Source organism: Streptomyces sp. NPDC002851, assembly GCF_053591935.1.
Window position 1 is genome coordinate 48866 of the sequence record NZ_JBSFUT010000015.1, and the last position, 20167, is coordinate 69032.

The window sequence follows — 20167 nt, forward strand, 5'->3', positions numbered from 1 at the left end:
CCGGTTGCCCGTCCGCCCCTTGAATTGCCGGGCGGGCCCCCGCCCCCGGTCGGCTACGATTTCAAGGTTCATCCATGGATGGAACATTCCGCCCATGGATGGAACGCCCTCACACCACGTAGCGACTCGGGAGCAGCCCGCAATGGCTCGACACCTCATCACCAGCGCCCTTCCGTACATCAACGGGATCAAGCACCTGGGCAACATGGTGGGGTCCATGCTCCCGGCGGATGTGTACTCCCGGTACCTCCGCCAGCGCGGCCACGACGTCCTCTACATCTGCGCCACCGACGAGCACGGCACCCCGGCCGAGCTGGCCGCCAAGGAGGCCGGCCTGCCGGTCGACGCGTTCTGCGCCGAGCAGCACGACGCGCAGAAGGCCGTGTACGAGGGCTTCGGCCTCGCCTTCGACTACTTCGGCCGCAGCTCCTCGCCGGAGAACTACGAGATCACCCAGCACTTCGCGCGCAAGCTGCACGAGAACGGCTTCATCGAGGAGCGCGCCATCCGCCAGGTGTACTCCCCGGCGGACGGCCGCTTCCTGCCGGACCGGTACGTCGAGGGCACCTGTCCGCACTGCGGCTACGACAAGGCGCGCGGCGACCAGTGCGAGAACTGCACCCGCGTCCTGGACCCGACGGACCTGATCGAACCGCGCAGCGCCATCTCCGGCTCGACCGACCTGGAGGTGCGCGAGACCAAGCACCTCTTCCTGCTCCAGTCGAAGCTCCAGAACGAGGTCATGGAGTGGGTGGCCAAGCACGACAACGTCTGGCCCCACCTCGCCTCCTCCATCGCCCGCAAGTGGCTGACCGAGGGCCTGCACGACCGCTCCATCACCCGCGACCTGGACTGGGGCGTCCCGGTCCCGGCCGACACCTGGCCGGAGCTGGCCGCCGAGGGCAAGGTCTTCTACGTCTGGTTCGACGCCCCGATCGAGTACATCGGCGCCACGAAGGAGTGGGCGGACGCCACCGGCGGCGACTGGAAGTCCTGGTGGTACGAGCCCGACGGCGCCGCCGACGTCCGGTACACGGAGTTCATGGCGAAGGACAACGTCCCGTTCCACACGGTGATGTTCCCGGCCACCGAGCTCGGCGTGCGCGAGCCGTGGAAGATGGTCGACTTCGTCAAGGCCTTCAACTGGCTGACGTACTACGGCGGTAAGTTCTCCACCTCGCAGAAGCGCGGCGTCTTCACCAACCAGGCCCTGGAGATCCTGCCCGCCGACTACTGGCGCTACTTCCTGATCGCCAACGCCCCCGAGTCCGACGACAGTTCGTTCACCTGGGAGCACTTCACGGCGACGGTCAACAAGGACCTGGCCGACACCCTCGGCAACTTCGTCAACCGCGTCCTGTCCTTCTCGCGCAAGCGCTTCGGCGACGACGTGCCCACGGGTGGTACGCCCGGGGAGGCCGAGGCGAAGCTGGGCGAGGACGTCGCCGCGCTGCTCGCCGAGTACGAGACGCAGATGGAGGCCATGCAGTTCCGCAAGGCCGCCGCGGCGCTGCGCGCCCTGTGGTCCGCGGGCAACTCCTACCTGGAGGAGAAGGCCCCCTGGCTGGAGATCAAGAGGGCCGACGATGGCGCCGCGGCCGCCGCGCTGACGCTGCGCACGGCGATGAACCTGATCCACCTCTACTCGGTGATCTCCGAACCGCTGATCCCGTTCTCGGCCAAGGCCATGCGCGGCGCCTTCGCCCTGGAGAACGACACGGCCGTCTGGGTCACCCCGGCGGAGGCCCGCGCCCTGAACTCGGTCCCGGCCGGTACGCCCTTCACCGTCCCGCCGGTCCTCTTCGCGAAGATCTCGGACGAGGACCTGGAGTCGTACAAGGAGCGCTTCGGCGGCGCGGAGTGAAATAAGGGCCGGTGGGTGGGAAAAAGCCCCGGCCCTTCGGGCCGGGGCTTCACGGTAAGCCCGTCACCGGGCACCCACTACTTCTTGGGCTCCGCAGTCTTCCGTACGGAGATGCTGAGCTCCCTCAGCCGAGCCTCGTCCAGCTCGGTGGGCGCACCCATCATCAGGTCCTGAGCATTCTGGTTCAGCGGGAACGCGATCGTCTCGCGAATGTTCGGCTCGTCCGCGAGGAGCATCACGATGCGGTCCACGCCGGGGGCGATGCCGCCGTGCGGCGGGGCGCCGAAGCGGAAGGCGCGGAGCATGCCCGCGAACTCGTGCTCCGTGGTCTCGCGGTCGTAGCCCGCGATCTCGAAGGCCTTCAGCATGACCTCCGGCTCGTGGTTCCGGATGGCGCCGGAGGACAGCTCGATGCCGTTGCAGACGATGTCGTACTGCCAGGCCAGAATGTCGAGCGGGTCCTTCTCCTCCAGGTCCTTCATGCCGCCCTGAGGCATCGAGAAGGGGTTGTGGGAGAAGTCGATCCTGCCGGTCTCCTCGTCCCTCTCGTACATCGGGAAGTCCACGACCCAGCAGAACCGGAAGACGTTCTCGGCGAAGTGCCCGGCGCGCTTGGCGGCCTCGACCCGGACCGCGCCCATGATCTTGGAGACCTCGTCGAAGTCACCGGCGCCGAAGAAGACGGCGTGGCCGGGGACGAGGTTGAGGCGCTTGGTGAGCTCCTCGACGTCGGTCTCGGTCAGGAACTTGGCGATCGGGCCGGTCAGCGAGCCGTCCTCGCCGACGCGGACCCAGGCCAGGCCCTTGGCGCCCTGCTCGACCGCGTACTCACCGAGGCCGTCGAAGAACTTCCGGGACTGCCCGGCGGTGTCCGGCACCGGCAGCGCGCGCACGTGCTTGCCCGCGAACGCCTTGAAACCGGAGTCCGCGAAGATGTCGGTGATGTCGACGAGCTCCAGCTCGGCCCGCAGGTCCGGCTTGTCCGAGCCGTACTTCATCATCGCCTCGCGGAACGGGATCCGCGGGAACGGCGAGGTGACGTGGCGGCCGTTGCCGAACTCCTCGAACAGCTCGGTCATCAGCTGCTCGACCGGCCGGAAGACGTCCTCCTGCTCGACGAAGCTCATCTCGATGTCGAGCTGGTAGAACTCGCCCGGCGAGCGGTCGGCGCGGGCGTCCTCGTCGCGGAAGCAGGGCGCGATCTGGAAGTACCGGTCGAAGCCGGAGATCATGAGCAGCTGCTTGAACTGCTGCGGGGCCTGCGGCAGGGCGAAGAACTTGCCCGGGTTCAGGCGGGACGGGACCACGAAGTCGCGGGCGCCCTCGGGCGAGGTGGCGGTGAGGATCGGCGTCGCCATCTCGTTGAAGCCCAGCGCCGTCATCTTGTGCCGGATGGCCGAGATGACGGCCGTACGCAGCATGATGTTCTTGTGCATGCGCTCGCGGCGCAGGTCCAGGAAGCGGTACTCGAGGCGCCGCTCCTCACCCACCCCATCATCCTGGTTGATCTGGAACGGCAACTGCTGCGCGGCGCCCAGGACCTCGACCTCGGTGACCTCGACCTCGATCTCGCCGGTGGCGAGCTCCGGGTTCACGTTCTCGGCGCCACGCGAGATGACCTTGCCGTCGATGCGGACGACGGTCTCCTTGGAGAGCTTGTCGAGCGCGTCGTACGCGGCGGTGTCGGGGCGGGCGACCAGCTGGACCAGGCCGTAGTGGTCGCGCAGATCGATGAAGAGGATGCCGCCCAGGTCTCGGCGGTTGTGCAGCCAGCCGCTCAGTCGTACGTCAGCGCCGACATTGTCGGCGCGGAGCTGGCCGCAGTGATGGGACCTGTAGCGGTGCATCGTTCATCCAATTCTTCGCGTCATTCATCGCGAGACAGGCGGGAATCAACGCCCACCAGGTTACCGCCCGCACCAGACAGCCCCTCCGGCGTTTGAGGAGCGGGGGTCTGGGGGCGCTGCATCCATTAGCGGCTTCGCCGCGGGCCCCAGTTACGGGAAGGGGCGGGAGTGGGGAAGAAAAAACCCACGGTGGCGACCACCGGCACGAACTCCATAAAGTGGGCGAATGCGCACCGGCCTCCCCCGCGACGGCAACCACGAACCCCTGCCGCCCGCCGGAGACATCCTCGCCGCCATCGCCACCGGATTCTGGCGCTGGGACAACACCACCGGCCTCGTCACGCTCGACGCGGAGGCCGCCCGCCTCCTCGGCCTGCCCGCGGAGCCCCGCACCCTGACCGAGGCCGGGGTGCGCTCCCGCTTCCACCCCGTCGACTGGAACGAGATAGACGGCATCGTGCAGCTCGCCGTCGCCGAGGGCACCGTCGCCGAGGCCCGCCTTCGGATCATGGACGAGCACGGCCACGTCCTGCGCACCGTACGCAGCCGCTCCAAGCCGCTGATTCACGGCCGCCCCGGCAGCCCCACCCTCCCCGAGGACTACCAGCTGATCGGCACCCTCCAGGAGGTCAGCGAGGCCCCGCCGGGCAGCGCCGCCCGCACCCCGGTGACCGGCGACTGGCGCCGCTCCCGCGAGGCGTTCCTGCTCGACGCGGGCCGCGCCCTGGCGGAGGCCCGCTCCACGGCCGAGGTGCTCCGGGTCGCCGCGGGGCTCTCCATGCCGGGGTTCGAGCCGGACGGGCTCGCCGTCTTCGGGGTGCACGGCGAGCGCCTGACGGTGATCGGGCACCACGGGCAGGCGCCCGGCGACGAGGGCCCGTTCACCGATATGTCGCTGCGTACGGACTATCCGGCCGCGGATGTCGTACGCCATGGCCGTGCCGTCTATCTCTCCTCGCCGGAGGAGTACAAGACCCGCTATCCGGCGTCCTGGCCGCTCGCCGCCCACTTCGGCCGGGAGTCCTGGGCGTTTCTGCCGCTGACCGTCGCGGGCCGGACGATCGGCGCGTGGATGGCGGCGTTCCGGTATCCGGTGCAGTTCACGCCGGACGAGCGGTCCGTCCTGACGACGGTGGCCCGGATGCTGGCGCAGGCGCTCTCACGGGCCGGGGTAGCGGAGTCGGAGCGTGAGCTGGCCGAGGGTCTGCAGCACTCGATGCTGCCGGCGCTCGGCCCCGAGATACCGGGCGTGACGCTCGCCGCCCGGTACGTGCCGACCGGCGGCGGCCTTCAGGTCGGCGGCGACTGGTACGACATGATCCCGCTGCCCGGCGGCTCCCGTACGGGCGACCACGGCGGCCGGATCGCGCTGGTCATCGGCGACGTACAGGGGCACGACGTGCGCGCCGCGAGCCTGATGGGCCAGCTGCGGATCGCGCTGCGCGCCTACGCCGCCGAGGGGCACCGCCCGGACGCGGTGCTCGCCCGCGCCTCCCGGTTCCTGGCCGGGATCACGGAGTCCCGTACGTACGGCTCGACGGGCGGCGGCGCGGCCGCGGGCTCGTCGGACCCGTCGGACCCGTCAGCCGCGGCCGATCCGTCGGCCGCCGCGGGGCGGGTCGGGGGCCGCCCCGCCGACCCGCGCTTCGCGACCTGCCTGTACGCCGAGGTGGACCCGGCGACCGGGGTACTGGAGATCGCCCGCGCGGGGCACCCGGACCCGGCGGTGCGGCTCGCCGACGGCACCGTGGTGATGCGGCCCACGGCGGGCGGCCTGCCGCTCGGCATCGACCCGGACGTGGACTATCCGACGACCCGCCTCGTCCTGGACCACGGCGAGACGATGATGCTCTGCACGGACGGCCTGATCGAGACCGGCGGCCACGACCTGGACACCGGCTGGGCGCGGCTGCGGGCGATCCTGGAGCAGTACCGCGGCGACGGCCTCGAGCAGCTCGCCGACGAACTCGTGCGGGCGGTGCACGGCCCGTCCTCGCACTACTCCACGGGCCCGCTCGCGGACCGCCGCGAGGACGACATCGCGGTGCTGCTGCTCTGCCGCGAGCCCAACGGGGCGTACGGCATCGAAGGTGGCACCGGCACGGTGGCCCCGCTGGTGCGGCGCACCATGCTGAGCGTCGCCCAGACCGAGCCGGAGCGGATCGCGGATGCCCGGCAGCAGGTGCGGGAGCTCCTGCACGACTGGGCCGATCCGGAGCAGATCGACTCGGCGGTCCTGATGGTCTCCGAGATGGTCACGAACGTCCTGGTCCACACGGACGGCGACGCCTTCCTGGTCGCCGAGGCCCACGGCCGCCCCGGCGAGCGCCGCCTCCGCGTCGACGTCGCGGACGGCAGCGACGAGCTCCCGCACAAGCGGCGCCCCGGCGAGCTGGCCTCGTCCGGCCGCGGCCTGGTCCTGATGGAGCTCCTCGCGGATGCGTGGGGGGTGGATCCGCGGGGCGAGGGCAAGGCGACGTGGTTCGAGCTGTACGAGGCGTAGTCACGGCCGCCCATGCGGCGGGTACTCGGCTCCGTACCGCCCCCGAATCTCCGAAAGCACCCCGAACGCGGCCGCCGTCAACGGCACCGCGAGCAGCATCCCGAGGATCCCGGCCACCGACGCCCCCGCCGTGATCGCCAGCATCACCACCGCGGGATGCATCTGCACCGTCCGGCTCTGGATCACCGGCTGGAGCACATGCCCCTCGATCACCTGCACCGCGAGCACCACACCCAAGGCCCAGAGCCCGATCACCCACCCTCGGTCGGCCAGCGCCACGAGCACGGCCACGGCCCCCGAGATAAAGGCCCCTAGATACGGGATGTACGCGCCGACGAACACCAGCGCCCCGAGCCCCACAGCCCCCGGCACCCCCAGGACCAGCAGCCCGACCGTGATGAAGATGGCGTCGATGAGCGCGATCAGGGTGGTCCCGCGCATAAAGCCCTCGACCGCCTCGAAGGCCCGCCGCCCCATGGCCTCAAGCACCGCCCCGGTGTCCCGCGGGGCCATCGAGTGCAGGGCGCGAACGGCCCGCTCGGAGTCCCGCAGAAAGAAGAACACAAGAAGCAGCGCGAGCACCGCGATCGCGATCATCTCGCCGACCACGCTGACCCCGCTGATCAGCCCGGAGGCGGCGGTCCCGCCGAACTTGGAGAGCAGCTCGCGGGAGTTCTTCGCCAGGTCGTCGAGGGAGGTCCCGGCCGCCCCGAAGTGCTCGGCGAGCCCCTGCGCGGCCTCCCGCAGCGAGGCGATGATCTGGTTCCCGGTGTCGATCAGGGCGCTGACCACGATGTACGTCGCGCCGCCGACCACGATCAGGACGGCGGCGCAGGTGAGCCCGGCGGCGAGCGAGGCGTTGACGCGGAGCGCGATCAGCCGCCGGTAGAGCGGCCCGAGCAGCGCGGTGCCGAGCAGTGCGAGCAGGACCGGTGTGACGGCGGTCCGGAAGACGACGCAGAGCCAGATCCCCAGGGCCGCGACCCCGGCGACAAGCAGAATGAGCACGCACCAGGCGCCGGTACGGCGGGCGGGTTGGGGCAGCAGCGACAGCACGGTCCTACCGGACCACGGCGCCACCGGCCCGGCACGCCGGAGCGCACCGGGCGAGTGACGCACCGTCAGACCAGACGGCGCGTCAGACCGTACGACGAAGACCGGAAGGTCACCCGCCGTACGACGAAGACCTGCGGGTCACATGCCGTGCACCGCGTGTGATGCCGGTTCACAGTGGGCGCGTTGCTCGCTGGCCACGGCGAGGATGACGTCCCGCAACCGCTCGGCATACAGCCGCATGTTCTTGTAGGCGGCGTCGGTCTCGGGGTAACGACAGGCGAACCACAGGCCTTCGTGGAGCCGGTTGACCCAGACACACACCTGGTCCCCGTAGGACACCCTGATGAGTCCGTAAGCCGTCAGCTCGTCCCAGCGATCCGCCCCGGGAATGCCTCGCGCGTCGACGTACGAGACGATCGAGTACAGGTCGGGCGAGGTCGGGCGGAAGTCCGAGCCGAGCAGGCGCAGCACTCGGGCGAGGGGCATACGTGCCAGCGACCTGTTGGCCCGCAGCTCGGCACGCACGGCCATCAGGGCACCGGGGAAATCGGGTGCCTGATCCATGGGGATCTCGATCGGCGCGCCACCGACGTACCAGCCCACGGAGTCGCACCACTTCGACTTCACCCGGGTGTGGAACGGCATGACGGCGCGGTAGACGGGCGCTCCGCCGATCTCGTGGACGATGAGGCTGGTGGCGGCCAGGATGCCGACGAGGCTGCCACCGTAGGGTCGGCAGTACGCCTCGAATTCCGCGGCGGTGTCCGCGTCGACGAGCATCTCGCGCATGAGCTTCTGCGTGGGCAGGGTCCCGCCGGGCTTCAGACCGAGTTCGACGGGGAAGTTGGGCAGCTTCCCGTCGCACCGCCGGATGAACTCCCGCCAGCGGCCGACGATCGCGTGAGTGTCGTCGATCCGATCCGCTTCCGCCCGCTCGATCTCGCAGAAGTCGACGTAACTGCCGACCGGCGACTCCTTCACGGGGCGGCCCTCGACGGCTGCCGCGTAGAGCTCGTGGATCTCGGCGGGGAGGCGTTGGATGGAGTAGGCGTCGACGTTGCTGTGGTCGAAGGCCATGTACACGCTGGCGCCGTCGTCCCTGATGACCGCCGTGTAGAGGAAGTTGGGCCAGCGCAGCGCGTTCGCGGCGGCGTCGAAACGGTCCTGCAAGTGCTGGACGAGCTGCGCCGCGTCGGGGAAGTCGCCGACCACCTCGCGGTGGAGTGACACGGCCTCGGTGTCGAGCGTGAACCGGCGCATCTCGTCGCCGTCCCACCGGAAGCCGCTGCGCAGCGTCTCGTGCCTCAGCGTCCAGCTGCGCAGCGCGTCCTGCAGTGCGTCGAGGTCGACCCTGCCCGGGATGTCGAACGCCGTACCGAGCCAGGTCGGCACGAACAGGCCGTCCTCCCGCACGGATCGGGCGGTCCTGATGTGCGACTCCTGGACGTACGCGGGCGGCCGGGGGTCCTCCGGAAGGCCCGCCGCCGCCGTGACGGTCGCCGGACTGAGCGCCCACTCGACAAGCCGTCCGGGCCGGACCTCGCAACGCTGGATGTCGGTCATTCGCACGGGCGTCTCCGTTCGCAGTTGGAGCCCTGATCGGCTGGACCCGATCAAGGGAATGCCGTGACCGCGAACGGAGTCTTCTGGAACATGATGTTTTCCCACCTTTGAGTGGATTAAGTGATCGGCGGGTGTGAGCCAATCGGTCTGCCTGGCATCCGGTGGGGTCAGCCCAGGCATTTCAGTTCACGAGCGGGTCGCACTTGAGTGCACGGAGTTCCTTCGACTCCACGCCGAGGGCCTGCTTTTCGTACGCGGCGAGGGAGCCGTTTTTCGAACGGACCTCGCCGAAGCCGGAGTTGAGGTATTCGAGGGGCGGTCGCAGTTGCCTCGCGCCGGGTGGACACGGGATATCCGGCAGCATGGAATACCCCGGACAACTACTGCTAGTGTTCGCTCGGTCACGATAGGCAACCAGCCTCTACGTACAGGCAATGAAGGACCGAGGTTTCCATGCGTAAGTTTCACCAGGCCATGATCGCAGCGGTGGCCGCAGGCGGTCTGTCCGCCATCGGCGGCGCCGCCGGTACCGCCTACGCCGACGGGACGTCGAAGCCGTCCGACCTCTACCGCCCCTACCAGGAGTGCAGTCCCCAGACTGTGGGCGAGGCCAGCCTTCCGGTCGGCGTGCTCGGTCTCGCCGAGACCTACGACACCACCTGCGGCCAGTACAACAACGCCTTCACCAACGCCTTCACTCGGAACTAGCTGAGGTCGGCTGCGTAATCGTGCACGACGCTTCTCGCGAGCGGGCCACCTCCCTAGGGGGCCCGTTCGCGTGCGGCCGCCCGGAGCGCAAGGCTGCTCCTCTGGCCCGCATGCTTTCTCGACGGCTCTGAAATCCGGCGCGTCGATGGTCGGTTGCCGACATTTCGGATTGGCTTGCCATAGCCAAGAGCCGGTTCGGGCGCCCCTCCGATATCCCCAGGGCCCGGCGCGGGCGGTTCGCGGCGCGGGGCACCCGGGGCAACCCCCCACAAAGGAAACGCATCAATGTTCAGTAGGAAGCAGATCGCAGCCGCCTCGGGGCTTCTTGGCGGCCTCGTCATGACCTGTACCGGCAGCGCCCAGGCGAATGCCGCGGGTTCCGCGGGCACTTGCCCGGTCGACGCTCAGGGAAACACCACCTGTATCCAACGGACCATCCAGACGCCCGACGGTGAGCGGTACCTCATCCGCCAGGACCGCTGCGTACCGGTACAGCCCTTGACGTTGCCCAACATCCCCCTTCTGAACACTGGGACGAAGCGGCTCGGGCCCGAGGTGACCTGTAACTCCAATAACCCCAGCAACCCGAGCAACCCCAGTAGCCCCAACATGACGCCGACGGCCGGCGAGAATGAAAACGCTCTGGAGGTGCCTGGCGGCCTAGTGGGCCGAGTCCTGGGGAGCTGAGCCCCGGGCGGAAGCTTCCGACACCTTCCTCACCTTTCAAGCAGCGGATGGCCGGACCGGGTTGACCTGGGGCGGTCATCCGCTGCTTTTCGCGTCGACGTGGCGGGCAAACGGGTGACCGCCCCTCGCCGCCCGTGACTTGGCCCAGGGATGACGTCGTTTCAAGGGGTGAGCGGGTAGGCCCATGACCGACATCCACTGAACCTCACATACGTCGCTAATAAGACGACACGCACATAAAAGGACCCAAGATCCCAAATGGCTACCGTGCGCGCGTATATGCTCACATTAAGTAGTCAATCCAGGGCGTCACGCCCAGGTACGAAAGGGTCAAACTATGCGCAAGTTTCAGCGGGCCGCGGTTGTAGCCGCAGCGGTCGCGGGGCTCTCCACGCTCGGCGCCGGCGTCAGCTTCGCCGGCGGCGGCTACGACGGTGGGGTCACCGCGATTGCGAACTCGCAAGCCAACGCCGTGGCCACCTCGGGCGGCGGGCACCACGGTGGGCACGGCGGCAAGCACGCGACTCCGTGGTTCGCGCCGCAGAGCGGTGTCAACTTCGCGCCGGACCTGGGTCACGGCGGTCCGCAGCACGCTCAGGCCGCCCCGCAGGCCGCCCAGTAAGGAAGCGCCGAGGGCTCGACGCGCACGTTTCAGCGGGCTGCGGCCACGCCGCAGCCCGCACGCCGGTCGGCCAAGCAATCGGTCGCCACGCAGACCATCGCGTCGCACATCACCTCGGAGCGCCACAGCAGGCGCGTCGACACCCGTCACAACACCGTATGCACCACCCTCAACGGCAAGGCAGCCCGGACGCAGCAAACCCACCAGGGTGCGCGCCCGGGCTGCATCAATACCGTCGCCGGACACAGTTGACGTCGCGTCAGGCGCTGGGTCCCGTTAGTTCGAACTTCTCCACGGCTCGGGCGCACGCCGATCAACGGCACACGCGCCCGGGCCTCGATTGCAAGGAGCGCAGCACATGTTCAGCGGGCAGAAGATCGCAGCCGTCTCGGGGCTCCTCGGAAGTCTCGCCGTAATCTACGTCGGCGCCGGACAGGCGTACGCCGCCCAGGAACGCCCAGGCGACTGCAAGACCAACGCGCGCGGTGAGACCACCTGCCAGCGCAAGAACGAGACCACCCACACCGACAAGCACGGCAAGTTTGTCGTCAAGCAGTCGCAGAAATGCTCGGCGACCTACCGGCCGCGCCTGCCGTTGCCCAAGGACAGCGTGCTGAACCCGGGGACCAAGAAGGTCGGGCCGGTTCTGGACTGCACCAACAAAGTGCAGCTGCCCAAGGGGTTCAAGTTCAAGCGGCCTCACTTCTTGTTCTGAGACGCGATCGGCGCATGTCGGACCGGGATCCGCTCCCGGTCCGACATTCTGCTTTCTGGGGTGAAGTTCGTCCGGAAACCATCCGTCCTTCGACGGTATGGGAGAGGGCTTTTCCGGCGATATAAACGCCTCGGTGCCCCGGCGGTGTGGCCGGGGCACCGAGAAAGGCTCTGACTTACTTGCCGATCTTGTTTTCGCAGCCCATGGACGAGCCCAGAGAGGTCTCCGCTGCGCCCGGGTTGCCCTCGCCGTTCAGCAGGTTGCCGCCCAGGCCGTTGAGGATGCCGACCTGACCGAGGATGTCGACGTTGGCGTCGTGCGACCTGCAGGTGTTGCTCTGCATGATGTTGAAACCGTTGCCGTCTTTGCCGCCCGAGCCAAAGCCGCCCGAACCGCCGCCGGCGTGGGCAGTACCGGCACTCAGGAGTCCGACGCTGCCGATGGCAGCGACCAGGACGGCAGCCTTGCGGAGCTTGTGCATGTCATCTCCGGTGAAGTGAGGTGAATGCGATCTGCGATAGATCGACTTCGTACAATTACGGAGACTAATAAGAAATATCCGCACACCATCGTGCGGCACGCCGAATTCGGGGAATCCTCACCGCCTTGGCCGATGGTCAGGAAATACCGCGCCCTGCGAGCGAATCGCGACATCGGTACCTGCCCCCGCCTGCTCGGCCGCCGCCGACGATGCCGACTGTATGGCTGTTTCGACAAAAAAGAGGGCCCCGGCGCCGCGCCTGGTGAGGCTCGGTGCCGGGCCCATTTTCCTGATCTCGGCCGCCTGTACGACCGTGGCTCGACTAGAAGGCGCTGTTGTTGCAGCCCATGCTCGAGCCGAGGTGGGTGTCCTGGCCGCCGGCGTTGCCCTCGCCGTTGAGCGCGTTACCCAGCAGGCCGTTGAGGATGCCGACCTGGCCGAGGATGTCGAGGTTCAGGTCGTGCGACTTGCACTGGGAGCTCTGCTTGATGTCGAAGCCGCCCTTGCCGTGGCCGTGGCCGTCGCCACCCCCCATGGCGTGGGCAGTGCCACTGAGGAGTCCGACGCTGCTGAGGGCAGCGACCAGTACTGCAGCCTTACGAAGCTTCATGTCATCTCCGGTGGAGTGAGGTGAACGCGATCTGTGACAGATCGACTTCCTACAGTTAAGGGAGATTAGTACGAAATACCCTCAAACCGCCCGACGACGCGCCGCATCCGGTGATCTTGTCGCGGAAGCACCCGGAAGCCGCACCGCATACGAACGGGCCCTTCGGGGGCGATCCCCGAAGGGCCCGTGTGGGCTTCGCTGTCCGGCCGTCCGGCGGCCCTAGCTTCGGGCGCTCGCGGCGGTGTTCGACTGGCTGTTGGCCTGGCCGCAGTTGACGCCCTGGGTCTCGGCGGCGGCGAGCACGGCGATCGGGAGATTGGCGTCGAGCAGGTTCTGCGGGCTGCACTCCTGGGCCGGACGGAAGAGGTTGTGCTGCTGCTGGTTCTGGGGATGGGCGTGCGCCGGGGCCTGCGTCTGCGGTGCAGGCGAGGAGAGCTTCGGGCTGATCTGGGGGTTCAGCTGGGGGCTGACCTGGGGGCTGACCTCAGCGGGCCGCTGCGGGGCCGCCTGCTGCTGCGGAGCCGAGCCGGAGGTCTGCGCGCTGGCCTGCGAGGAGGTCAACGCGTCGGCCTGGGCGTCCGGCTGCGGAACGGGGGGCGGAGCAGCACCGTTGTACGCAACGGGAGTGGCGCCGATGGCGGGACCGGCACCGATGGCGGACAGACCGCTGGCAGCTGCGACGACGAGCGCGACCTGCTGAAACTTGCGCATGGAACCCTCGGCCCTTCGTTGACCTGTGTTTGGAACGTACTGAAATGCCGATGAGGCAGTGCAGTTATTGCTGTTTTCGCTGCCTTGTGCGGCTGTGCTGGACCATCGCTCTAGCCCAGTAGGGGAACGAGGTCAATACGGGCCCAGTCACGGGAGCCGGGGTGTGGTCACCCATTTGCCAGAGGGTGTGAACATCGCCGGTCAACCAGGGCCACATCGGACGGAAACAAAAACCGGTAATCCGATCGATCGCAAATGGGTGACGGAATTTCAGATCCCGTGACCGAGCTGAAGGAAACATCGTTGCCTACTGGGAGAGGGCAGCGATCACGAATTCAGAGAGGGTCTGTCGGCTCCGGCGTCAGGTCCAGGTGACAGCTCAGGATTTCCCCTGTTAGGGCGCAGTACGAACATCAGGCTGGGCGCACGTAAGACTGCACTGAATACAACGGATTTCCCTGCATAGGTATTGAAGGGCCGAGGGTTCCATGCGAAAGCTTCACAAGGCCGCGCTCGTCGTAGCAGCGGCCGGCGGTCTGTCCGCCATCGGCGCCGGCGTCAGCCATGCCGACTCTCCGTTCGGGTACAGCGGCGCTCCGGCGCCTGCTCCCGACTACCCGGCACCTCAGGCCGCAGCACCCGCGCCTGCTCCGCAGCAGCCAGCGCCCCAGCCAGCGCCCCCCGCGCAGCCTGCTCCGCAGCAGTACGCACCCCAGCCGGCACCCCCCGCGCCTGCTCCGCAGCAGTACGCGCCCCAGCCGGCACCCCCCGCGCCTGCTCCCCAGCAGCAGGCACCCCAGGCCGCAGCACCCGCACCCCATTACCCAGCGCCTCAGGCGGCAGCCCCCGCGCCTGCTCCCCAGCAGCACGCAGCCCGTCCGCAGGCCACGGCATCGACTGATTCGGCGGGCTTCGCCCATGCCTCCCGTCCGCAGCCGCGGCCCCAGCCGCAGCCGCAGCCCCTGCTGCCGCCCGCTCCCCAGGCGGCTGCCCCGCAGCAGAGCGGTCATGCCTTCGCCTCGGCCTCGTCGTCGGGCACCGCACATGCCTCCCGCTCGCCGCACGCCCCGCACTACGCCCCGCACTACGCCCCGCACTACGCCCCGCAGCAGGCCGCCCCGCAGCCGGCGCCGGTCCTGCCGCAGGTCGCCCCGCAGCCGGCGCCGCAGGTCACCCCGCAGACCTCGCCGCAGGTGATGCCGCAGGTCGCCCCGCAGGTCGCCCTGCCCCAGGCCTTCAACCCGGAGCCCGGGCCGCGTGTCACCCCGCAGGTGAGCCCGCAGGTGAACCCGCAGGTGAACCCGGTCGTCAATCCGCTGATCTCGCCGGCCAGTGCGCCGCAGGTGTCCCCGCTCGGCCTCGGACAGGTCGCGGCGCCGCCCGTGGGCCAGCTCGGTCTGCCCCGACTCGGCTGATGGCCTTCCCGCAGTTGTCCACCCTCCCAACGCGATCTGCTGCAGATCACATCCGCTCGATCTACGGAGAAAGAATGCGCAAGCTTCAGAAAGCCGTCATCGTGGGCGCCGTCCTCGGCGGTGTAGGTTCCTTCGGCGCCGGCACCGCCCTCGCGCACGGCGAGATGGGGGCGCACGACGGTTTCGACGTCACGCAGGGCATCGAGTGTCGCTCGCACGACATGAACATCGACGTGCTCGGCAGCATCGGCGCCCTCAACGGGGTGCTGGCCAACGCGCTCAACGGCGAGGGCAACCCGGCTGCGCAGCCCACCCACCTCGGCTCGGACATGGGCTGCAACAGTCAGGCGTTCTGAGCAGCAACCTCTCGGGCCCGGCAGATGAGTGCTCCCCCTGGCGATCGGATGGCCTGGGGGAGCACTCATGTGCCGGGCCCGAGAGGTGCCGTGGAGACGTGCTGAGAGGTCCGACTGCCCGCGCCCGGTCGCGGGCGGCGAGTGTTCGTCAGGCGTACGGTCCCCTAGGACTCGTCTGCGGGAACTTGCCCCAACCGACCCGCCTTGAAGTCATCGAAGGCCTGGGCCAGTTCGGCGTGGCTGTTCATCACGAACGGTCCGTAGTGCGCCATCGGCTCGCGGATCGGCTGCCCGCCGAGCAGGACGACCTCCAGGTCCGGGGTATGTCCGTGCTGCCGCTCGTCGGCCCGTACGGTCAGCGCGGACCCGGCGCCGAACACCGCGGTCTGCCCCATGTGCACCGGCCGCCGCTCGCCGCCGACGGTGCCGCGTCCCGCGAGGACGTACGCGAGACCGTTGAAGTCCTGGCGCCAGGGCAGCGTCACGGAGGCACCGGGGCGGACGGTGGCGTGCACCATCGTGATCGGGGTGTGGGTGATGCCGGGCCCTTCGTGCCCGTCGAGCTCACCGGCGATGACGCGGAGCAGCGCGCCACCGTCGGGCGAGGTGAGCAGCTGCACCTGGCCGCCGCGGATGTCCTGGTACCGCGGGTCCATCATCTTGTCCTTGGCGGGCAGGTTCACCCACAGCTGGAGGCCGTGGAAGAGCCCGCCGGACGTCACGAGCTCCTCCGGCGGCGCTTCTATGTGGAGCAGTCCGGAGCCCGCCGTCATCCACTGGGTGTCACCGTTGTGAATGGTGCCGCCGCCCCCATGCGAATCCTGGTGCACGAAGGTGCCATCGATCAGATAGGTGACGGTCTCGAAGCCGCGGTGCGGGTGCCACGGCGTCCCCTTGGGCTCGCCGGGCTGGTACTCCACCTCACCCATCTGATCCATCATGATGAACGGGTCGAGGTACTTGTAGTTGATGCCCGCGAACGCGCGGCGCACCGGGAAGCCCTCCCCCTCGAATCCGCTGGGCGCGGTCGTCACTGCCAGGACGGGACGCTCCACGGCGTCGGCGGCGGCCGCCACACGGGGCAGGGTCAGCGGGTTCTCGACGGTCACTGCAGGCATGTCGGGTACCTCCTTGTGGGGCAAGAATAGTTGAACATTGGACTTTCTGCCACCGGTAACGCTGAACGCCCGGGAGGCATTCCTCCCGGGCGCCCCTATGACATGACCTAGGGCATGACCGTCGAAGGCCGACGTCTGAACAGGGCTCAGCCCGTCGCCGCCCTCTCCCCGCGTTCCTTCTCCGCGAGCCGGATCACGCACACCGCGACCGCGATGAGCAGCGCGGGGTCCGCCTCCTCGCGCACCACGTTCACGCCGTACGTCTCCTGCACCCGCAGCCAGCGCCGCGAGATCTCCGCGAGCAGCTCGCCCTCGTACTCGACGGCGAACTCGCGGTCGAGGATCTTGCCGCTGACGTCGAGCTCGCTGCCGTCGGCCAGGGCGACCCGGTAGTGGTTGCGCAGCAGCGAGAAACGCTTGCGCCGGATGGTGGCCAGGGGTTCACCGTCCCGCTCGATGGTCATCGTGTCCCGCAGGCTGAACAGCTTGGCGCGGATATCGATGAGCACCCGGCCCTGCGGGTCCTTCAGCTCGAAGGTGTCGCGCAGCCGCATGGCCTTGCCGTCGACGAGGAACGCCTTGCGGCCGCTCTCGTCCTCGATCCAGTAGTCGTCGCCGATGCCGAAGATGCGGTCGCGTACGAGGTATTTCATGCGGCCATGCCTACCCCGCTCCCCGGTTCCGCCGGCCACCCCGTGCCCGTGCATCCTGGATCCATGAGCAACCAGGAACAGTCGACGTCCCGCCGCCCCCGTGTCCGCGCCCCCGAGCTGGTCGGCAAGGGCGGCTGGCTGAACACCGGCGGTAAGGAGCTGAGCCTCGCGGATCTGCGCGGCCGCGTCGTCGTACTCGATTTCTGGACCTTCTGCTGCATCAACTGCCTGCACGTCCTGGACGAGTTGCGGGAGCTGGAGGAGAAGCACCGGGACACGCTCGTGATCGTCGGGGTGCACTCGCCGAAGTTCGTGCACGAGGCCGAGCACGCCGCCGTCGTCGACGCGGTCGAGCGGTACGGGGTGGAGCACCCCGTGCTCGACGACCCCGAGCTCGCCACCTGGAAGCAGTACGCCGTGCGCGCGTGGCCCACGCTCGTGGTGATCGACCCCGAGGGGTACGTCGTCGCGCAGCACGCGGGCGAGGGGCATGCGCACGCCATCGCCACGCTCGTCGAGGAGCTCGAGGCCGAGCACGAGGCGAAGGGGACGCTGCGGCGCGGCGAAGGCCCGTACGTACCGCCGGAGCCGGTCGCCACCGACCTGCGCTTTCCCGGGAAGGCGGTGCGGCTGCCCGAGTCCGGGCGCCTCCTGGTCTCCGACTCCACCCGGCACCAGCTCGTCGAGTTCGACGCGGACGGGGAGACGGTCGTACGGCGGATCGGCTCCGGCGCGCGCGGCTTCGGCGACGACGCGTTCAGCGAGCCGCAGGGGCTCGCGCTGCTGCCCGACGGCCGGGTGATCGTCGCCGACACGGTCAACCATGCGCTGCGGACGTATGACGCGAGGACGGGAACCGTCGAGACCGTGGCCGGGACCGGGCGGCAGTGGTGGCAGGGGTCCGCGACCTCCGGTCCGGCCCGCGAGGTCGACCTCTCCTCGCCCTGGGACGTGGCCTGGTTCGACGGGCTCGTGTGGATCGCCATGGCGGGGGTTCACCAGTTGTGGACGTACGACCCCGAGGCCGGAACCGTGCAGGTGGCGGCGGGCACGACCAATGAAGGGCTGGTCGACGGGCCTGCCGCCGAGGCCTGGTTCGCGCAGCCGTCCGGGCTCGCGGCCGCCGAGGACCGGCTCTGGATCGCCGACTCCGAGACCAGCGCCCTGCGGTGGATCGGCAAGGACCGCGTCGTCCACACCGCCGTCGGCACCGGGCTCTTCGACTTCGGGCACCGCGACGGCGCGGCCGAACAGGCCCTGCTCCAGCATCCGTTGGGCGTCACGGCGCTCCCGGACGGCTCGGTCGCGGTCTGCGACACGTACAACCACGCGCTGCGCCGCTACGACCCCGCGAGCGACGAAGTCACCACCCTGGCCACGGACTTGCGGGAGCCCTCGGACGCTGTGCTCGTGGGCGAGGACATCGTGGTCGTCGAGTCCGCCCGGCACCGGCTCACCCGGCTGCGCCTGCCCGAGGAGGCGGTGCGCGTCGAGGCCGTCGCCCATCGCACGCAGCGGGCCGCCACCGAGGTCGCCCCCGGCACGCTCGGCCTCGACGTGGTCTTCCAGGCCCCGGCGGGCCAGAAGCTCGACACCCGGTACGGCCCGTCCACCCGGCTGCTCGTCTCCTCGACCCCGCCGGAGCTGCTGACCGCGGGCGAGGGCGCGGGCACGGATCTGCACCGCGAGCTCACCCTCAACCCGGCGCTCGGCGAAGGCGTCCTGCACGTCTCCGCCATGGCCGCCTCCTGTGACGACGACCCGGCCAACGAGTACCCGGCCTGCCACGTCCACCAGCAGGACTGGGGCGTTCCGATCCGCGTCACGGAGGGCGGCGCGGACCGGCTGCCGCTCGTGCTCGCCGGGATGGACGCCTGACGTACCGGGCCGTCAGCCCTCCAGGAACGCCACCAGCGCGTTCGCCAGCAAGAACGGGTCATCGGCGCCGCACAGTTCGCGCGCGCTGTGCATGGACAGGATCGCGACGCCGATGTCCACGGTCTTGATGCCCTGGCGTGCGGCGGTGATCGGGCCGATCGTCGTGCCGCACGGCATCGCGTTGTTGGAGACGAAGGACTGGAAGGCCACGCCCGCCTTCTCGCAGGCCGCGGCGAAGACCGCGCGGCCCGAACCGTCCGTCGCGTAGCGGTTGTTGACGTTGACCTTGAGGATCGGGCCGCCGTTCACCATCGGGTGGTGCGTCGGGTCGTGGCGCTCCGCGTAGTTGGGGTGCACCGCGTGGCCGGTATCGGAGGAGAGGCAGACCGTGGCGGCGAAGGACCGGGCCTTGTCCTCGTACGTACCGCCGCGGGCGAAGACCGAGCGCTCCAGGACCGAGCCGAGCAGCGGGCCGTCCGCCCCGGTGTCGGACTGCGAGCCGTTCTCCTCGTGGTCGAAGGCGGCCAGGACCGGGATGTACGGCAGGTCCGCGCCGCGCTCCATGGCCACCGCCGCGAGCGCCGCCGTGCCCGCGTGCACGGAGATCAGGTTGTCCATCCGCGGACCGGCGACCAACTCCCGGTCGCGGCCCAGGTAGGACGGCGGCTCGATGGAGTGCACCATCAGGTCCCAGCCGGTGACCTCGCCCTCCGCCAGGCCGTTCTCCCGCTCCAGGAAGCGGATCAGGTCGCCCTCGTTCGGCCCGTCCTTGTCAGCTGCGTCGACCACGCCCCAAATGGGCTGCATGTGCTTCTGCTTGTCGAGCTGGAGGCCCTTGTCGTAGATCTGCCGGTCCATGTGGATGGCCAGCTGCGGTACGCGGAGCAGGGCGCGGTCGACGTTGACGAGACGGACCGAGCCGTCCCGCAGGGTCAGCCGCCCGGCCAGGCCGAGGTCGCGGTCGAGCCAGGAGTTGAGCAGCGGGCCGCCGTAGATCTCCACGGCGACCTGGCGCCAGCCGTGCGCGCCGGTGTCCGGGAGCGGCTTGACCCGCAGGTTCGGCGAGTCGGTGTGGGCGCCGACGATCCGGTACGGGGTGTGCGCCGCGGCACCCTCCGGGACGTACCACGCGACGATGGCGCCGCCGCGCAGCACGTACTTGCCGCCGCTGCTCCCGTCCCACGCGTCCGTCTCCGCCACTTGCCGGAACCCGGCCTTCTCCAGGCGTACGGCGGCGTTCGCCACCGCGTGGTACGGCGATGGACTCGCCGCGAGGAACGACATCAGGTCGTCGGTGTGCCCGCGGTCGAAGCGAGCAGCCAGCGGTACGGGAACGGCGGGGGTGGCGGGGTTGCTCATGGGTTCACCTTAACGACGGAC

The 20167-nt window shown here is 69.3% G+C and carries 18 protein-coding genes; 8 read left to right on the forward strand and 10 right to left on the reverse strand.

What is annotated here, in order from left to right; all coding sequences use genetic code 11:
* Positions 1–142: 142 nt before the first annotated feature.
* On the forward strand, positions 143–1864 hold the full coding sequence (gene metG / locus ACWD10_RS17730; protein ID WP_451091864.1) for a methionine--tRNA ligase: 1722 nt from the start codon (positions 143–145) through the stop codon (positions 1862–1864).
* Between the two features lie 77 nt (positions 1865–1941).
* Here the strand turns inward: metG and aspS are convergent, their stop codons facing one another.
* Positions 1942–3711 (reverse strand): aspartate--tRNA ligase, encoded by a 1770-nt coding sequence (gene aspS, locus ACWD10_RS17735; protein ID WP_451091866.1) that lies wholly within the window; start codon positions 3709–3711, stop codon positions 1942–1944.
* A gap of 226 nt (positions 3712–3937) precedes the next feature.
* Between aspS and ACWD10_RS17740 the strand changes: the two genes are divergently transcribed.
* Positions 3938–6214 (forward strand): ATP-binding SpoIIE family protein phosphatase, encoded by a 2277-nt coding sequence (locus ACWD10_RS17740; RefSeq protein ID WP_451091868.1) that lies wholly within the window; start codon positions 3938–3940, stop codon positions 6212–6214.
* Here the strand turns inward: ACWD10_RS17740 and ACWD10_RS17745 are convergent, their stop codons facing one another.
* The 3 genes from ACWD10_RS17745 to ACWD10_RS17755 all read right to left on the reverse strand — a co-directional run bounded on the left by ACWD10_RS17745 (position 6215) and on the right by ACWD10_RS17755 (position 9197).
* Complete coding sequence (locus tag ACWD10_RS17745; protein WP_451091870.1) at positions 6215–7270, reverse strand: AI-2E family transporter; 1056 nt, start codon at positions 7268–7270, stop codon at positions 6215–6217.
* A 138-nt stretch (positions 7271–7408) separates the two neighbouring features.
* Complete coding sequence (locus tag ACWD10_RS17750) at positions 7409–8839, reverse strand: condensation domain-containing protein (protein WP_451091872.1); 1431 nt, start codon at positions 8837–8839, stop codon at positions 7409–7411.
* 175 nt (positions 8840–9014) lie between these two features.
* The gene (locus ACWD10_RS17755; protein ID WP_451091873.1) at positions 9015–9197 is read right to left on the reverse strand and encodes a hypothetical protein; all 183 of its coding nucleotides are present in this window, start codon (positions 9195–9197) and stop codon (positions 9015–9017) included.
* 89 nt (positions 9198–9286) lie between these two features.
* Between ACWD10_RS17755 and ACWD10_RS17760 the strand changes: the two genes are divergently transcribed.
* The 3 genes from ACWD10_RS17760 (at position 9287) to ACWD10_RS17770 (ending at position 11565) form a co-directional block, all read left to right on the forward strand.
* On the forward strand, positions 9287–9541 hold the full coding sequence (locus tag ACWD10_RS17760) for a hypothetical protein (protein ID WP_451091875.1): 255 nt from the start codon (positions 9287–9289) through the stop codon (positions 9539–9541).
* Positions 9542–10565: 1024 nt separating this feature from the next.
* Complete coding sequence (locus ACWD10_RS17765; protein WP_451091877.1) at positions 10566–10850, forward strand: hypothetical protein; 285 nt, start codon at positions 10566–10568, stop codon at positions 10848–10850.
* A 358-nt stretch (positions 10851–11208) separates the two neighbouring features.
* The gene (locus ACWD10_RS17770) at positions 11209–11565 is read left to right on the forward strand and encodes a hypothetical protein (RefSeq protein ID WP_451091879.1); all 357 of its coding nucleotides are present in this window, start codon (positions 11209–11211) and stop codon (positions 11563–11565) included.
* A 175-nt stretch (positions 11566–11740) separates the two neighbouring features.
* On the opposite strand, the gene ACWD10_RS17775 is transcribed toward ACWD10_RS17770, so the two are convergent.
* The 3 genes from ACWD10_RS17775 to ACWD10_RS17785 all read right to left on the reverse strand — a co-directional run bounded on the left by ACWD10_RS17775 (position 11741) and on the right by ACWD10_RS17785 (position 13367).
* A complete protein-coding gene (locus ACWD10_RS17775) occupies positions 11741–12046 on the reverse strand; it encodes a hypothetical protein (RefSeq protein WP_451091881.1) in 306 nt (101 codons plus the stop codon).
* Between the two features lie 322 nt (positions 12047–12368).
* A complete protein-coding gene (locus tag ACWD10_RS17780; protein ID WP_451091883.1) occupies positions 12369–12656 on the reverse strand; it encodes a hypothetical protein in 288 nt (95 codons plus the stop codon).
* A 219-nt stretch (positions 12657–12875) separates the two neighbouring features.
* Entirely contained in the window at positions 12876–13367 is a 492-nt protein-coding gene (locus tag ACWD10_RS17785) for a hypothetical protein (RefSeq protein ID WP_451091885.1), read from the reverse strand.
* Between the two features lie 488 nt (positions 13368–13855).
* On the opposite strand from ACWD10_RS17785, the gene ACWD10_RS17790 reads away from it, so the two are divergent.
* Together ACWD10_RS17790 and ACWD10_RS17795 are read left to right on the forward strand one after the other, a co-directional pair.
* Positions 13856–14782, forward strand: a complete 927-nt coding sequence (locus ACWD10_RS17790) for a hypothetical protein (RefSeq protein WP_451091887.1) — start codon at positions 13856–13858, stop codon at positions 14780–14782.
* A gap of 74 nt (positions 14783–14856) precedes the next feature.
* A complete protein-coding gene (locus ACWD10_RS17795) occupies positions 14857–15138 on the forward strand; it encodes a hypothetical protein (protein WP_451091889.1) in 282 nt (93 codons plus the stop codon).
* A 164-nt stretch (positions 15139–15302) separates the two neighbouring features.
* Here ACWD10_RS17795 and ACWD10_RS17800 read toward each other — a convergent pair whose 3' ends face one another.
* Together ACWD10_RS17800 and ACWD10_RS17805 are read right to left on the reverse strand one after the other, a co-directional pair.
* Positions 15303–16256 carry a pirin family protein gene (locus ACWD10_RS17800; RefSeq protein WP_451091891.1) on the reverse strand — a complete coding sequence of 318 codons (954 nt, stop codon included), beginning with the start codon at positions 16254–16256 and terminating at the stop codon, positions 15303–15305.
* 146 nt (positions 16257–16402) lie between these two features.
* Positions 16403–16909 (reverse strand): LURP-one-related/scramblase family protein, encoded by a 507-nt coding sequence (locus ACWD10_RS17805; RefSeq protein ID WP_451091893.1) that lies wholly within the window; start codon positions 16907–16909, stop codon positions 16403–16405.
* A 63-nt stretch (positions 16910–16972) separates the two neighbouring features.
* On the opposite strand from ACWD10_RS17805, the gene ACWD10_RS17810 reads away from it, so the two are divergent.
* A complete protein-coding gene (locus tag ACWD10_RS17810) occupies positions 16973–18787 on the forward strand; it encodes a thioredoxin-like domain-containing protein (protein ID WP_451091895.1) in 1815 nt (604 codons plus the stop codon).
* 12 nt (positions 18788–18799) lie between these two features.
* Here ACWD10_RS17810 and ACWD10_RS17815 read toward each other — a convergent pair whose 3' ends face one another.
* Positions 18800–20146 carry a M18 family aminopeptidase gene (locus ACWD10_RS17815; protein ID WP_451091897.1) on the reverse strand — a complete coding sequence of 449 codons (1347 nt, stop codon included), beginning with the start codon at positions 20144–20146 and terminating at the stop codon, positions 18800–18802.
* Between the last annotated feature and the right edge of the window lie 21 nt (positions 20147–20167).